The following is a 14,286-nucleotide window of genomic DNA, read 5'->3' on the forward strand; positions in this document are numbered from 1 at the left end:
CGCTCGCGAATCGTCCGACGGCTCCGGGACCTGGCGGCCCCGCAGACCGGGAAGTCCCGGAGACCGGAGACCTCAGAGCGCGGACATCTTGGTGTACGGACTCAGGATGCGTTTCTGGACCGACCCGAAGTCGACCAGGACGGCGATCCCCTCCTCGATACCGACGACACGGCCGAGGCCGTGCTCGTCGTGACTCACCCGGTCGCCGACGCTGAACTGCCGGAGCGGCGGTTCCACGGGGGCCTTGAACGGGCTGGACGGCAAATGGCGGCGAGGTACTGCTGACTTAGTCATTGAAGCCAGTATGCGCCCCCGGAGCCGCCTCGCGGTCCGCTGTTCGGGTCTCGATTCCGGCACCTTCCGGATCACCGGCTCGGTGCGGGGGCCCCGTCAGTCGTCCGGGTCGGCCCGGTCGAGCGCCGGACGCAGCCCCGGAGCGGACTCGGTGAGCAGGTAGTCGGCCACCGCCGTGTCGGTGACGAGGCTGGTCACCAGCCCGGAGCGGAGCACCGCGCCGATCGCGGAGGCCTTGCGCAGCCCGCCCGCGATGGCCACCACCTCGGGGATCCGGCGCAGCCGGTCCGCCTCCACCGTGATGCAGCGCTCCCCGAGATCGCGCCCGACCCTGCGGCCGTCCGCGTCGAAGAGGTGCGCGGACATCTCGGCGGCCACCCCGAGGGAGGCGTAGTGGGCCCGCTCCTCGTCGGTCAGCATGTCGTGGACGGTGGAGATCCCGGGCTCCCAGGAGCCGATCGAGACGGCGGCGACCGTCACCTTGTCGAAGTACTCGAAGGCCCGCGCGATGCCCGTCTGGCTGCGCAGCGCGGCCGCGGTCGCCGGATCCGGGAGCAGCATCGGCGCGTAGATGGGGTGGGCGTCGCCCCCCGACACCTGCGCGGCCCTGCGCACGGCCTCCACGGAGCCGCGCTCGGCCGTCCCGGCGTCGTACACGCCGGTGAGCTGGACGACCGTGCAGGGCGGCAGCCGGTGCAGGGACGCGGCCATGTGGATGGTCGAGCGCCCCCAGGCCAGGCCGAGGACGTCGCCCTCGTTGACGAGCTCGCCCAGCAGGTCGGCGGCGACCGCGCCGAGGTTCTCGGGGTCCGGGGCGTCCTCGGTCGCGTCGGCCGGCGATTCCACCACGACGGCGTGCCGCAGCCCGTACCGGGCGCGCAGCGCGTCGGAACGCTCCGCGTCCAGTTCGGCCGGCACCCGGATCTCGATGCGCACGAGGTCGCGTTCGAGGGCGGTCTCCAGGACCCGGGCCACCTTGAAGCGGCTCACGCCGAACTCCTCGGCGATCTGGATCTTGGACTTGCCCTCCAGGTAGAAGCGCCGGGCCATGGCCGCCGCCTGTACCAGCTCCGCGGGTCCCATCCGCAGGGCTGACCGTCCCGCCGACATTGCAGACACCGCGTTCTCCTCACTGCTGTTCACACTGTCGTGTTCACACTCTCGACTCGCCGTTCATCCTGTCAGATCCGACGGCCGTTGATCAGCCTGGACGGCTTCCGTTCACCGAGCCGTTCACCAACGCACGGCTCAGTGGTCGCAGCCCCAGGGCGCGGCGGCGATGGCCGCGCCCGCCTGCTCGCGCAGGGTGCGCACCGCGGCGGCCGGGTCGACCGCTCCGTAGACGGCGCTGCCGGCCACGAACACGTCGGCGCCGGCCTCCGCGACCCGCTCGATCGTCGAGGCCGAGACCCCGCCGTCGACCTGGAGCCACAGGTCGAGCCCGTGCTTGGCGATGAGCTCGCGGGTCCGGCGGACCTTGGGCAGCATGATGTCGAGGAAGGACTGGCCGCCGAAGCCGGGCTCGACGGTCATGATCAGCACCATGTCGAGCTCGGGGAGGATGTCCTCGTACTGCTCGATGGGGGTGCCGGGCTTGAGCGCCATCGCCGCCCGGGCCCCCTGGGCCCGGATCTCGCGCGCCAGACGCACCGGGGCCGCGGCGGCCTCCGCGTGGAAGGTGACGGAACCGGCGCCGGCCTCCACGTACTGCGGCGCCCAGCGGTCCGGGTCCTCGATCATCAGGTGCAGGTCCAGCGGGATGTCCGTGGCGCGGCTCAGGGACTCCACGATCGGGACGCCGAGGGTCAGGTTCGGGACGAAATGGTTGTCCATGACGTCGACGTGCAGCCAGTCGGCCCCCTCGACGGCCCGCGCCTCCTCGGCGAGGCGGGCGAAGTCGGCGGACAGGATGCTGGGATTGATCTGAACGGCCATGCCCCAAGCGTGCCATGCCCTCGGCCACTTCCGGCCATGGCCCCGGAACTCGGGATCCTCGTAGCGTCACTTAAGGGAACCGGCGGCAGATTTCACGTGTCCTTCACGCACGCGTCCCGGGCGCCGGGCGGAAGCCGGTCCACGTCACGCACCTACGCGGTGCGGCGCAGGAGGGCCAGGTACATCGCGTCCGTGCCGTGCAGGTGCGGCCACAGCTGGACGTCGGGTCCGTCCCCCAGGGCCGGCACGCCCTGCATGTACGGGCGGGCGTCGATCAGTTCCGCCGACACCGGCTCGGCACCGGCGCCCCGCCCCTTGAGGACGTCCTCGACGACGACCCGGGTCTCCGCCAGGTGCGGGGAACAGGTCGCGTAGCCCACCACCCCGCCGACGCGGACGGCCTCCAGGGCCTGGCGCAGCAGCCCGCGCTGGAGCGGCGCGAAGCCCTCCAGGTCCTCGGGACGCCGCCGCCAGCGGGCCTCGGGGCGGCGCCGCAGCGCGCCCAGGCCGGAGCAGGGAACGTCGACCAGGACCCGGTCGAAGGAGCCCGGCCGCCACGGCGGCCGGGTGCCGTCGGCGGCGATGACCTGGTACGGCCCCGGGTTGCCCGCCAGCGCGCGCTCCACCAGCCGCGCCCGGTGCGGCTGCTTCTCGGAGGCCAGCAGGAACGCCCCGCGCCGCGCGGCCAGCGCGCCCAGCAGCGCCGCCTTGCCGCCCGGGCCCGCGCAGCCGTCCAGCCAGCGGGCGTCGCGGCCCTCGACGGGCGCCGCCGCGAGGGCCATCGCCACCAGCTGGCTGCCCTCGTCCTGGACGCCGGCCCGGCCCTCGCGGACCGCCTCCAGCGCGCCCGGCTCGCCGCCCTCGGCCATCCGGACCGCGTACGGGGACCAGCGGCCCGGCAGCGCCGAGTCCTCGCCGACCGCCTCCAGCAGTTCCGCGGGCGTGGACCGCCCCGGGCGGGCGACCAGCGTCACCTCGGGCCGCTCGTTGTCGGCCTCCAGCAGGTCCTCGATCCCGGCCCGGCCGCCGCCCAGCGCGTCCCACAGGGCGCTGACGACCCAGCGGGGGTGCGAGTGGTAGACCGCGAGGTGCTCCTCGGCGTCGTCCTCGTAGGGCGGCGCGACCCGCTCCAGCCAGCCGTCGAGATCGTGCGCGGAGATCTTGCGCAGGACGGCGTTGACGAACTTCGCGCGCCCGTCGCCGAGCACCACCCGGGCCAGCTCGACGCTGGCCGAGACCGCGGCGTGGGTGGGGATGCGGGTGCCGAGCAGCTGGTGGGCGCCGAGCGCGAGCACGTCGAGGACCGGCGGATCGACCTCGCGCAGCGGCCGGTCGATGCAAGCCTTGATCACCGCGTCGTAGGTGCCCTGGCGGCGCAGGGTGCCGTACACGAGCTCGGTGGCCAGGGCCGCGTCGCGCGCCTGGAAGTTCTCGTCCTGGCGGGCCTTCTTCAGCAGCGGCGGCAGGACGAGGTTGGCGTAGGCGTCGCGCTCGTCCACCGCCCGCAGCACCTCGAAGGCCAGCATGCGGACGGGGTCCTTCTTCGGCCGCCGGTGCGGCCTGGCGGGCTTGCCGCCCTGCTTGCCGGACGGCTTGCCGGCGCCTGCGGCGGCGGGACGACGAGGGGGCTGTTCGCTCACGGGAAAGGTGCTCCGGGGTTACGAGGTGCTGCGGGGGTTCGCGAGGTGGTGCGGGGAGGCGGCCGCACCAGCGGGGGTGCGGGGCGCGGCGGCCGGCGGACCGGCCGTGGTTCAGCCTACGTCGGCCCCGCCCAGGCGCTCGCCGGGAGCGATCCGCACCCCGCGGGCCCAGTCGGCGCCCTTCATCGGCTTCTTGCCCTGCGGCTGCACCCACAGCAGCTCGACGGCGTGCGAGCCGGTGCCCACGTACACGTTGTTCTTGGCCGGGGCCAGCACCCCGGGCGCCAGGTCGGTGCGGTCGGTGACGAGCCCGACGGAGATCAGCTTGAGCCGCTCCCCGCGGAAGACGGTCCAGGCGCCCGGCGCGGGCGTGCAGCCCCGCACGACGCGGTCGGCGCGCAGCGCGGGGGCGGTCCAGTCGACGCGGGCGTCCTCCACCGTGATCTTCGGCGCGAGGGAGACGCCCTCGGCGGGCTGCGGGACGGCGCGCAGGGTGCCGTCCTCGATGCCGTCCATGGTCGCGCCGAGCAGTCCGGCGCCGGCGAACGCCAGCCGGGTCAGCAGGTCGCCGCTGGTGTCCGTGGGGCGGACGTCCTCGGTGAGGATCCCGTACACGGGGCCGGTGTCCAGGCCCTCCTCGATGCGGAAGGTGGAGGCACCGGTGACCTGGTCCCCCGCCATGATCGACTGCTGTACGGGCGCGGCCCCGCGCCAGGCGGGCAGCAGCGAGAAGTGCAGGTTGACCCAGCCGTGGCGGGGGATGTCCAGGGCGCTCTTGGGGATGAGGGCCCCGTAGGCGACGACGGGGCAGCAGTCCGGGGCGATCTCGCGCAGCCGGGCCTGGAATTCCTCGTCGCGCGGCCGCACGGGCTTCAGCACCTCGATCCCGGCCTCCTCGGCCCGCTCCGCGACGGGGCTGGCGACCAGTCGGCGGCCACGGCCGGCCGGGGCGTCGGGCCGGGTGATCACGGCGGCGACCTCGTGCCGCCCGGAGGCGATCAGGGCGTCCAGGGCGGGCACGGCGACCTCGGGGGTGCCTGCGAAGACGAGCTTCACTGGGGTCTACCTCGCTATCTCGGCTGTCGGCAACGCACCAGTGTATGGGTCCCGCCCGGGGGCGCCCACCTGCGGCGGCGAGGGAGCGTACGCACACGCGCGCGCCTCTCGCATATGCCGACACGCCCCCGGAGCGTGACTTCCTCGCGGTATGGCGCGTTGGTCAAGGCAGATTGACCGAAACGGGCCGCGTTCAAGAACGGTGTATGCGGCCCGATCCGCTCTTCAGCACCGGTTCGAGAGGCTTCTCCATGGCCGACCACGCCACCCATGACGCCCAAGCACGGGCCAGCCTGCACCTCCTGGTGAGGGACATCGAGCGGGTTCGCCGGCAGGTGGACGCCCTGCGCACGCTCACCGCTCAGCTCGGCAACGTCTACCGTCCGCGCCGCTCCGGACCCTCCACGGGCTTCGTCGTCTACGGCCGGGCGCCCGCGCCCACCGTCCGGCTCGCCCAGGAGCTGCGGGACAGCGTCGAGACGCTGGTCACCGCGGCGGTGGACTTCGACCGCTCCCTCGGCTTCTCCTGGGACGCCGTCGGTTCGGCCCTCGGCGTCACCAAGCAGGCCGTGCACCGCCGCTACGGGGCGCGCCGCGCGCAGGCCGCCGAGTCCGCGGAGACGCAGGCCGAGGGCACCACGACCAGGACCCTGGGGCCCCTGCCCACCATCCCCGCCGCCCGGTCGGTCCCCCCGCAGCCGGTGCGCGAGGAGTCGCAGGCCGGGGCCGCCCCGGCCGGACCGCTGGCGCGCCCCCCGGCCTTCCCGGGCCCGCGCAACGGCTGAGCGCGGACGCCTCCGGCCGCCGGGACGCCGACCCCCTACGGCCGCTCCGCGAACCGCCCCCGGCGGGACGACCCCCACGGTCGCTCCCGCCGGGGGCTCTTGCCGGCGCCGTCCGGACGGGACGGCCCGGGGTCAGCCGATGTCGGGCGGGTCGATCCGGACCCGGACCGCCTCTCCCACCGCGACCCCCCGCGCCAGCCGGGCGGCCTGCGCGGCCTTGAGCGCGGCGGCCAGCGCGGCCCCGCTCCCCGGCGGAACCCGGACCAGTGCCCGCTCCCCCGGCGAGGGCTCCCCCCGCCGCCCGGGCAGCGGTACGGGGCCCAGTACCTCCGCGTCCGGCGGCAGCGCGGCGGCGGCGAGGAAGGCCTCCAGCGCCTCCCCGCGCCCGGCCACGGCGGCCATCCGGGAAACCGGCGGGAAGCCCAGCTGCGCCCGCTCGGCCAGTTCCCGTACGGCGTGCCCGACCGGGTCCCAGCGCACCAGTGCCTGGACGGGCCGCAGCGTCGGCTCGGCGACGACCACGACCTGGCCCTCGGGGCGGACCAGCGAGGCGGCGGCGATCCAGCGGCGCAGCGCCTCCTCCCCCGCCCGCAGGTCGGGCCGGCCGAGCATGGCCCAGCCGTCCAGCAGCAGCGCCGCCGCGTACCCGGAGCCCGCGGCGACCGGCTCGGCGCCCGGCGTGCACACCACCAGCGCGGGCCGGTCCGGCACCTCGTCCAGGACGTGGTCGCGCCCGGAGGTCCGTACGGGCACGGCGGGGAAGGCACGGCCCAGCTCCTCGGCGGTCCGCCGCGCGCCCACCACCTGGGCGCGCAGCCGGAAGGAGCCGCACTCCTCGCAGTGCCAGCCGGTCTCGGCGCGTCCGCACCAGCCGCAGTGCAGGTCCCGCTCGTCGGGCGCCTCCAGCGGCCCGGCGCACACCCGGCAGCGGGCGGGGGTGCGGCAGCGCTCGCAGGCGAGCCGGGGCACGTACCCCCGGCGCGGCACCTGGACCAGGACGGGGCCGGTCTTCAGGCCCTCCCGGACGGTCTCCCAGGCCAGGCTCGGCAGCCGGGCCTGACGGGCCGCCCCGTCGCGGGCCAGCAGTTCGTCGCCGACGGTACGGATGCGCGGGGCGGTGGCCCGCACCGTCTCCCGGTCGGCGACGAGCGGACGGGCCCAGCCGGACTCCACGAGCTGGGCGGCCTCCACCGTGCAGCTGGTGCTCCCGGCGAGGAAGGCGCAGCCGTCCGTGACGGCGCGCAGTTCCAGCACCTCGCGGACGTGCGGGAAGGGGGCGTGGTCGTCGCCGTGGCTGGAGTCCCCGTCGTCCCAGACGGCGACGAGCCCGAGGTCGCGCACGGGGGCGAACATGGCGGCCCGGGTGCCGACGACGGCCCGTACCGAGCCCCGGCTGACCGCGAGCCACTGCCGGTAGCGCTTCTCCGGTCCGGACTCGGCGGTGAGCAGGGCGTGCCGCCCGTCGCCGAGCAGGGCGGTCAGGGCGGCGTCGACGCGGGCGGCGGTGCGCCCGTCGGGGACGACCGCGAGGGCGCCCCGGCCGGAGGCCAGGGTGGCCGCGACGGCCCGGGCCAGCTCATCGGCCCAGCCGGGGCCGGGCAGGGCCGTCCAGACCGCGCGGGGGGCCGCGCCGGAGGCGAGGGCCCGCAGGAAGGCCGGGCCCGCGCCGTAGCGCGCCCAGCCGCCCGGCTCGGGCGCGGCGGGCGGCGGCAGCGGCTCGGGCGAGGGCTTGGCCTCGGCGCGGGCGTTGCGCGGGGGCAGCGCGAGCTGGAGCACGTCGGCGAGGCTGCCCGCGTAGCGGTCGGCGACGGCCCGGGCGAGGGCGAGCATGCGGGGGCCGAGGACGACCTCGGGCGAGACGACGTGGGCGAGGGCGGCGAGCGCGCCGTGGTAGTCGGATTCGGCGCGGCGCTCGACGATGAACCCGTCGATGAGGCCGCCGCCCTCGCGGCGGCCGCCGTGCACCTGGTGGGACCCGGCGCCGAAGCGGACCCGGACGCGGACGCCCGGCTGCGCGGCCTCGGACAGCTCGGCGGGGACGGCGTAGTCCCACAGCTGGTCGAGGTGGAGCACGCCCTTGTTGACGAGGATCCGCGCGACCGGCAGTTCCTCGGCGAGGGCGGCCCCGCGCCAGGTGCGCGGTTTGGCCTTGGGCGCCTTGGCCTTCGCCTCGGCGACCATCTCCCGGATCAGTGCGAGCTGTTCCGGCGGGGAATCGTTCGCGCTGCTCACACCTGCATTCTTACCAAACGCCGCCGACAACGGACGGCCCCGGACCGTGGGGTCCGGGGCCGTCCGTCGTCGTCCGGTGGTGCTTACAGACCGGCGGCGGCGCGCAGGGCGTCGACGCGGTCGGTGCGCTCCCAGGTGAAGTCCGGCAGCTCGCGGCCGAAGTGGCCGTAGGCGGCGGTCTGGGCGTAGATCGGGCGCAGCAGGTCGAGGTCGCGGATGATCGCGGCCGGACGCAGGTCGAAGACCTGGCCGATGGCGTTCTCGATCTTCTCGACGTCGACCTTGTGGGTGCCGAAGGTCTCGACGAACAGACCGACGGGCTCGGCCTTGCCGATGGCGTACGCGACCTGGACCTCGCAGCGCGCGGCGAGACCGGCGGCGACGACGTTCTTGGCGACCCAGCGCATGGCGTAGGCGGCGGACCGGTCGACCTTGGACGGGTCCTTGCCGGAGAAGGCGCCGCCACCGTGGCGGGCCATGCCGCCGTAGGTGTCGATGATGATCTTGCGGCCGGTGAGGCCGGCGTCGCCCATCGGGCCGCCGATCTCGAAGCGGCCGGTCGGGTTCACCAGCAGCCGGTAGCCCTCGGTGTCCAGCTTGATGCCGTCCTCGACGAGCTGCGCGAGCACGTGCTCGACGACGAACTCGCGGATGTCGGGAGCGAGCAGCGAGTCCAGGTCGATGTCGGCGGCGTGCTGCGAGGACACGACGACCGTGTCGAGGCGGACGGCCTTGTCGCCGTCGTACTCGATGGTGACCTGGGTCTTGCCGTCGGGGCGCAGGTACGGGATGGTCCCGTTCTTGCGGACCTCGGACAGGCGGCGCGAGAGCTTGTGCGCGATGTGGATCGGGAGCGGCATCAGCTCCGGGGTCTCGTCGCAGGCGTAGCCGAACATCAGGCCCTGGTCGCCGGCGCCCTGCTTGTCGAGCTCGTCCTCGTCGCCCTCGACGCGCTTCTCGTAGGCGGTGTCCACGCCCTGCGCGATGTCGGGGGACTGCGCGCCGATGGACACCGACACGCCGCAGGAGGCGCCGTCGAAGCCCTTCTTGGACGAGTCGTAGCCGATTTCGAGGATCTTGTCGCGGACGAGCTGGGCGATCGGCGCGTACGCCTTCGTCGTCACCTCGCCCGCGATGTGCACGAGACCGGTCGTGATGAGGGTCTCCACGGCCACACGCGAGGTCGGGTCCTCGGTGAGGAGCGCGTCGAGGATGGTGTCACTGATCTGGTCAGCGATCTTGTCGGGGTGACCCTCGGTGACGGACTCCGAGGTGAACAGGCGACGGGACACAACGCTCCCTGGGGTTGCAGCGGCTGCTGGCTGATCATGGGCGGAACCACACCGGAGGCTGCGCCCGGTCACGTTCCGGATTGCAGTTTATCGGTCGCCACCGTGCGCCGGACCACCCGTCTCGCCTTATGGGAGCCATGTGACCTGCGGCACTCCATTCTGACGTACGGATTTCCCGTCGAGAAGGGCAACGCTCAGGCGCGTCGCGAATCCGCCCCGGGCGCGAGCCGCGAGACCACCTGGTCCCAAATCACCTCGGACAGGGCTTCCTTCGGACCGTAGGGCACGGGGGTTTCGGTTCCATCGGAGGCGAGGATCACGGCCTCGTTCTCCTCCGAACCGAAGGTCTTGGCCGCGCCGACCTCGTTGACCACGAGCAGGTCACATCCCTTGCGGCGGAGTTTGGTCCGGCCGTTGGACAGGACGTCGTCGGTCTCGGCGGCGAAGCCGACCACGACCTGGCCCGCCAGGGCGCGCTCCGCGGAGATCTCCGCGAGGACGTCGGGATTGCGCACCAGGGTCACCGGTTCGGGTTCCCGGCCGTCCTGCTTCTTGATCTTGCCGTCGGCGTACCGGGCGGGCCGGAAGTCGGCCACGGCCGCGGCCATCACCACGGCGTCGGCGTCGGCGGCCGCCTTGAGCACGGCCTCGCGCAGCTGGAGGGCCGTGCCCACCCGTACGACGTCCGCCCCGGCCGGGTCGGGCAGCGCGGTGTTGGCCGCCACCAGGGTGACCCGGGCGCCGCGCGCGACGGCGGTGCGGGCGAGGGCGTACCCCTGCTTGCCGGAGGAGCGGTTGCCCAGGAAGCGGACCGGGTCCAGGGGCTCGCGGGTGCCGCCCGCGCTGACGACGACGTGGCGCCCGGCCAGGTCGGGACCGGCGGTCCCCCGCGCCAGGACGCGGCGGCACACCTCGAAGATCTCCTCGGGGTCGGGCAGCCGCCCCTTGCCGGTGTCCTTGCCGGTCAGCCGGCCGACGGCGGGCTCGACGACGACCGCGCCGCGCCGGCGCAGCGTCGCCACGTTCTCCCGGGTGGCGGGGTGCTCCCACATCTCGGTGTGCATCGCGGGCGCGAAGACCACCGGGCAGCGGGCGGTGAGCAGGGTGTTGGTGAGCAGGTCGTCGGCGAGCCCGTGGGCGGCCTTGGCCAGCAGGTCGGCGGTGGCGGGGGCGACGACGACGAGGTCGGCGTGCTGGCCGATGCGCACGTGGGGCACCTCGTGGACGCCCTCCCAGACCCGCGTGGAGGCGGGGTTGCCGGAGAGCGCGGCCCAGGTGGCCTCGCCGACGAAGTTCAAGGAGGCCTCCGTCGGCACCACCCGTACGTCGTGCCCGGACTCGGTCAGCCGGCGCAGCAGCTCGCAGGCCTTGTACGCGGCGATCCCGCCGCTGACCCCCAGCACGACCTTCGGCTTACCCGGCTTGTCCACCACGCGCTCCCCATCCGTGAATCGTCTACGCACCTATGACACACCACAGGCCCGGCAGATGTTCTGCCGGGCCTGTGGTGAAAGGACTGTTCCGTGCCCTACTGGGCCGGGGCCTCGATGGCCTCGGAGGTCAGCAGGCCCGCGTTGATCTCGCGCAGCGCGATCGAAAGCGGCTTCTCGTGGACGTGGGTGTCCACCAGCGGGCCGACGTACTCCAGCAGGCCCTCACCGAGCTGCGAGTAGTACGCGTTGATCTGACGCGCACGCTTGGCCGCGTAGATCACGAGGCTGTACTTCGAGTCCGTGGCCTCGAGCAGCTCGTCGATCGGCGGGTTGATGATGCCCTCGGGCGCGGTGATGGAAGAGGACACGCTCTACCTTCCGAAGATGGGTGAAAGATCAAACATTGATCGACATATCGATCAACGATCAAACAACTTTCATCAAGGCTAGCAGCTCGCGCGCCACGTCCTCGACGGAGGTGTTGACCAGGGTGGTGTCGAACTCGGACTCAGCAGCCAGTTCGATCTTCGCCGAGTCGAGGCGGCGTGCGATCACCTCCGGCGATTCCGTGCCGCGGCCGGTGAGCCGGCGGACCAGCTCGTCCCAGCTCGGCGGCGCGAGGAAGACCAGCTGGGCGTCGGGCTTGGACCCGCGCACGAGCCGGGCGCCCTGGAGGTCGATCTCCAGCAGCACCGGTTCGCCGTTCTCCAGGCGTTCCGATACCGCGCCGCGCGGCGTGCCGTAGCGGTTGCCCGCGAACTCGGCCCACTCCAGCAGCTCGCCGTTGGCGATCAGCTTGTCGAACTCGTCGTCGTTGACGAAGAAGTAGTGGACTCCGTGTCGCTCACCGGGCCGCGGCTTGCGGGTGGTGGCCGACACCGAGAGCCATACCTCGGGGTGAACCTTGCGCATATGCGCGACGACCGTGCTCTTGCCGACCCCCGAGGGGCCGGAGAGCACGGTCAGCCGCGGACGAACCTCTGCTGCCATAGAGCGATTATCCAGGTTCTCGGGACTGCCTGAGAACGCCGGGAGAACTTCGGGCGACGCCTCAGGCGGCGCCGCCGCCGAACTCGCGCTCCAGAGAGGCGATCTGGTTGGAACCGAGACCTCGGACACGCCGCGACTCGGAGATGCCGAGGCGCTCCATGATCTGCTTGGCGCGGACCTTCCCGACGCCGGGAAGCGACTCGAGAAGGGCGGAGACCTTCATCTTGCCGATGACGTCGTTCTCCTGACCCATCTTGATGACGTCGTGGAGGGAGGCGCCGGAATGCTTGAGTCGATTCTTCACCTCGGCCCGCTCCCGGCGAGCCGCGGCGGCCTTTTCGAGCGCTGCTGCGCGCTGTTCAGGGGTAAGGGGCGGAAGAGCCACGCCTACGTCACCTCGGATGTCGAACTGTCGGATACGGACCGGCGGGGAGCCCGAAGGCACCACGCCAGGCGAGCCTTCGAGCAGCGCCGGAAATCGCTCGCTGCTCGTTCACTCTGGTCGGAGACTAGCGGCCAAGGCCGCTCCAGTCAGCGAGAACGGACGAAAAGTCCTGGTCAGCCTCCACTGAACCGTACATCACGGACAAACTACCCCGGTTTTGTCCGGGGAAAGACGTTCGAATTTCGTCACGGCGTGCCATGTGCGCGTCCCGAGCACCGTCAGACGGTGACGGCCTCGCGGATTTCGGCCGCGAAACCGCGCGCGGCCGAGCGGAGCGCGGCGACGTCCGGACCGTGCTTCAGGACGCCCCGGGAGACGTTCGGGACGACGTTGCCGACCGCCTTGCCGAACACCGTCACCAGGTCCGCCGGCGTCGCGCCCTGGGCGCCGATGCCGGGGGCCAGCAGCGGCCCGTTGATGTCCAGGTCGAAGGAGGAGAGGTCGCCCAGGGTCGCGCCGACCACCGCGCCGAAGGAGCCCATCGGCGCGGCACCCGCGTTCTCGGCCGCCAGGTGCGCCAGCATCGTCGCCCCGATCGTCCGCCCGTCGGCGCGGACGGCCCGCTGGACCTCGGCGCCCTCCGGGTTCGAGGTGAGGGCCAGCACGAACAGGCCCGCCCCCGATTCGCGCGCCAGGTCGACGGCCGGCCGCAGCGATCCGTACCCCAGGTACGGGGAGACCGTCAGCGCGTCCGAGAACAGCGGGGAGGACGGGTCCAGGAAGGCCGTGGCGTACGCGGCCATCGTGGAGCCGATGTCGCCGCGCTTGGCGTCCATCAGCACCAGGGTGCCCGCCGCCCGGGCGTCCGCGACCGTGCGCTCCAGCACCGCGACGCCGCGCGAGCCGAACCGCTCGAAGAAGGCCGCCTGCGGCTTGAAGACGGCCACCTCGTCGGCGAGGGCCTCCACGACCGTGCGGGAGAACCGCTCCAGGCCCGCGATGTCGTCGGCCAGGCCCCAGGAGGCGAGCAGGGAGGCGTGCGGGTCGATGCCGACGCACAGCGGCCCCCGCGCGTCCATGGCGGCGCGCAGACGGGTTCCGAAGGGGGTCACAGGGCTCACAGCGCGGCCTTTCGGGTCTCGGCGCCCACCGCTTCGGCGAGGGTCGCGTACGGGCTCGTGGCCAGGCGCGCGGCCAGGCCCTTGCGGATGGCGCGGGCGTAGAAGGGGCCCTCGTAGATGAAGGCGCTGTAGCCCTGGATCAGGGTGGCGCCCGCGAGGATGCGCTGCCAGGCGTCCTCGGCGTTCTCGATGCCGCCGACGCCGACGAGCACCATCCGGTCGCCCACGCGCGCGTAGAGGCGGCGCAGGACCTCCAGGGAGCGCTCCTTGACCGGGGCGCCGGAGAGACCGCCGGTCTCCTTGACGAGGGAGGGCGAGGACTTCAGGCCGAGGCCCTCGCGCGCGATGGTGGTGTTCGTGGCGATGATGCCGTCCAGGCCCAGTTCCAGCGCGAGGTCGGCGACGGCGTCGACGTCCTCGTCGGCCAGGTCGGGGGCGATCTTGACGAGCAGCGGCACCCGGCGGTCCGGCACGGCCCGGTCGGCGGCCTCGCGCACGGCGCTCAGCAGCGGCCGCAGCGACTCGGTGGCCTGGAGGTTGCGCAGGCCCGGGGTGTTCGGCGAGGAGACGTTGACGACCAGGTAGTCGGCGTGCCGGGCGAGGCGCTCGGTGGAGAGCACGTAGTCGGCGACGGCCTCGGCCTCCGGCACCACCTTGGTCTTGCCGATGTTGACGCCGACGACGGTCTTGAAGACCGGGGTGCGGGCGGCCAGGCGCGCGGCCACGGCCGCCGATCCCTCGTTGTTGAAGCCCATCCGGTTGATCAGCGCGCGGTCCGGGACGAGGCGGAAGAGCCGCTTCTTGGGATTGCCGGGCTGCTCCCGGCCGGTGACCGTGCCGATCTCGATGTGGTCGAAGCCGAGCATGGACATGCCGTCGATGGCGACGGCGTTCTTGTCGAAGCCGGCCGCGAGCCCGAAGGGGCCGTGCATCCGCAGGCCGAGGGCCTCGGTGCGCAGCGCCTCGTGGCGGGGCGCGAGGGCCGCCGCGACGAAGGTGCGCAGCACGGGGGTGCGGGCGGCGAGGCGGATCCAGCGGAAGGCCATGTAGTGGGCCCGCTCCGGGTCCATCCGCTTGAAGACGAGGTTGAAGAAGAGTTTGTACACGGTGCCTGAGGATCCCT

Annotated in this window: 14 protein-coding genes; 1 reads left to right on the top strand and 13 read right to left on the bottom strand. The window is 73.3% G+C overall.

Features of this window, described 5'->3' with window-relative positions; all coding sequences use genetic code 11:
• Window positions 1–72 precede the first annotated feature (72 nt).
• From ACGFXC_RS18515 to fmt, 5 genes are all read right to left on the bottom strand, one after another.
• Window positions 73–294, bottom strand: coding sequence for a CarD family transcriptional regulator (locus ACGFXC_RS18515; protein ID WP_030157491.1), 222 nt, complete (start codon window positions 292–294; stop codon window positions 73–75).
• 96 nt (window positions 295–390) lie between these two features.
• On the bottom strand, window positions 391–1,404 hold the full coding sequence (locus ACGFXC_RS18520; RefSeq protein WP_393714578.1) for a sugar-binding transcriptional regulator: 1,014 nt from the start codon (window positions 1,402–1,404) through the stop codon (window positions 391–393).
• Window positions 1,405–1,542: 138 nt separating this feature from the next.
• Window positions 1,543–2,229 carry a ribulose-phosphate 3-epimerase gene (gene rpe, locus ACGFXC_RS18525; protein WP_393714008.1) on the bottom strand — a complete coding sequence of 229 codons (687 nt, stop codon included), beginning with the start codon at window positions 2,227–2,229 and terminating at the stop codon, window positions 1,543–1,545.
• 152 nt (window positions 2,230–2,381) lie between these two features.
• On the bottom strand, window positions 2,382–3,869 hold the full coding sequence (locus ACGFXC_RS18530) for an RsmB/NOP family class I SAM-dependent RNA methyltransferase (RefSeq protein ID WP_393714010.1): 1,488 nt from the start codon (window positions 3,867–3,869) through the stop codon (window positions 2,382–2,384).
• Window positions 3,870–3,980: 111 nt separating this feature from the next.
• A complete protein-coding gene (fmt, locus tag ACGFXC_RS18535; protein WP_393714012.1) occupies window positions 3,981–4,925 on the bottom strand; it encodes a methionyl-tRNA formyltransferase in 945 nt (314 codons plus the stop codon).
• A 251-nt stretch (window positions 4,926–5,176) separates the two neighbouring features.
• Between fmt and ACGFXC_RS18540 the strand changes: the two genes are divergently transcribed.
• Complete coding sequence (locus tag ACGFXC_RS18540) at window positions 5,177–5,710, top strand: hypothetical protein (RefSeq protein WP_393714014.1); 534 nt, start codon at window positions 5,177–5,179, stop codon at window positions 5,708–5,710.
• A gap of 132 nt (window positions 5,711–5,842) precedes the next feature.
• Here ACGFXC_RS18540 and ACGFXC_RS18545 read toward each other — a convergent pair whose 3' ends face one another.
• The 8 genes from ACGFXC_RS18545 to ACGFXC_RS18580 form a co-directional block, all read right to left on the bottom strand.
• Window positions 5,843–7,891, bottom strand: a complete 2,049-nt coding sequence (locus tag ACGFXC_RS18545) for a primosomal protein N' (RefSeq protein WP_393714580.1) — start codon at window positions 7,889–7,891, stop codon at window positions 5,843–5,845.
• A gap of 134 nt (window positions 7,892–8,025) precedes the next feature.
• A complete protein-coding gene (gene metK / locus ACGFXC_RS18550; protein WP_393714016.1) occupies window positions 8,026–9,234 on the bottom strand; it encodes a methionine adenosyltransferase in 1,209 nt (402 codons plus the stop codon).
• 194 nt (window positions 9,235–9,428) lie between these two features.
• Window positions 9,429–10,664: a bifunctional phosphopantothenoylcysteine decarboxylase/phosphopantothenate--cysteine ligase CoaBC gene (gene coaBC / locus ACGFXC_RS18555; RefSeq protein WP_393714018.1), complete on the bottom strand. Its 1,236-nt coding sequence runs from the start codon at window positions 10,662–10,664 to the stop codon at window positions 9,429–9,431.
• A 98-nt stretch (window positions 10,665–10,762) separates the two neighbouring features.
• The gene (rpoZ, locus tag ACGFXC_RS18560; protein ID WP_004948662.1) at window positions 10,763–11,035 is read right to left on the bottom strand and encodes a DNA-directed RNA polymerase subunit omega; all 273 of its coding nucleotides are present in this window, start codon (window positions 11,033–11,035) and stop codon (window positions 10,763–10,765) included.
• Between the two features lie 58 nt (window positions 11,036–11,093).
• On the bottom strand, window positions 11,094–11,657 hold the full coding sequence (gene gmk / locus ACGFXC_RS18565; protein ID WP_393714020.1) for a guanylate kinase: 564 nt from the start codon (window positions 11,655–11,657) through the stop codon (window positions 11,094–11,096).
• Window positions 11,658–11,718: 61 nt separating this feature from the next.
• On the bottom strand, window positions 11,719–12,042 hold the full coding sequence (locus ACGFXC_RS18570; RefSeq protein WP_393714022.1) for an integration host factor: 324 nt from the start codon (window positions 12,040–12,042) through the stop codon (window positions 11,719–11,721).
• Between the two features lie 278 nt (window positions 12,043–12,320).
• Window positions 12,321–13,163 carry an orotidine-5'-phosphate decarboxylase gene (pyrF, locus tag ACGFXC_RS18575; protein ID WP_393714024.1) on the bottom strand — a complete coding sequence of 281 codons (843 nt, stop codon included), beginning with the start codon at window positions 13,161–13,163 and terminating at the stop codon, window positions 12,321–12,323.
• Entirely contained in the window at window positions 13,160–14,269 is a 1,110-nt protein-coding gene (locus ACGFXC_RS18580; protein ID WP_393714581.1) for a quinone-dependent dihydroorotate dehydrogenase, read from the bottom strand. The genes pyrF and ACGFXC_RS18580 overlap by 4 nt, the downstream gene beginning before the upstream one ends.
• Between the last annotated feature and the right edge of the window lie 17 nt (window positions 14,270–14,286).

The organism is Streptomyces sp. NPDC048507 (assembly GCF_043199995.1).
Lineage (GTDB): Bacteria > Actinomycetota > Actinomycetes > Streptomycetales > Streptomycetaceae > Streptomyces.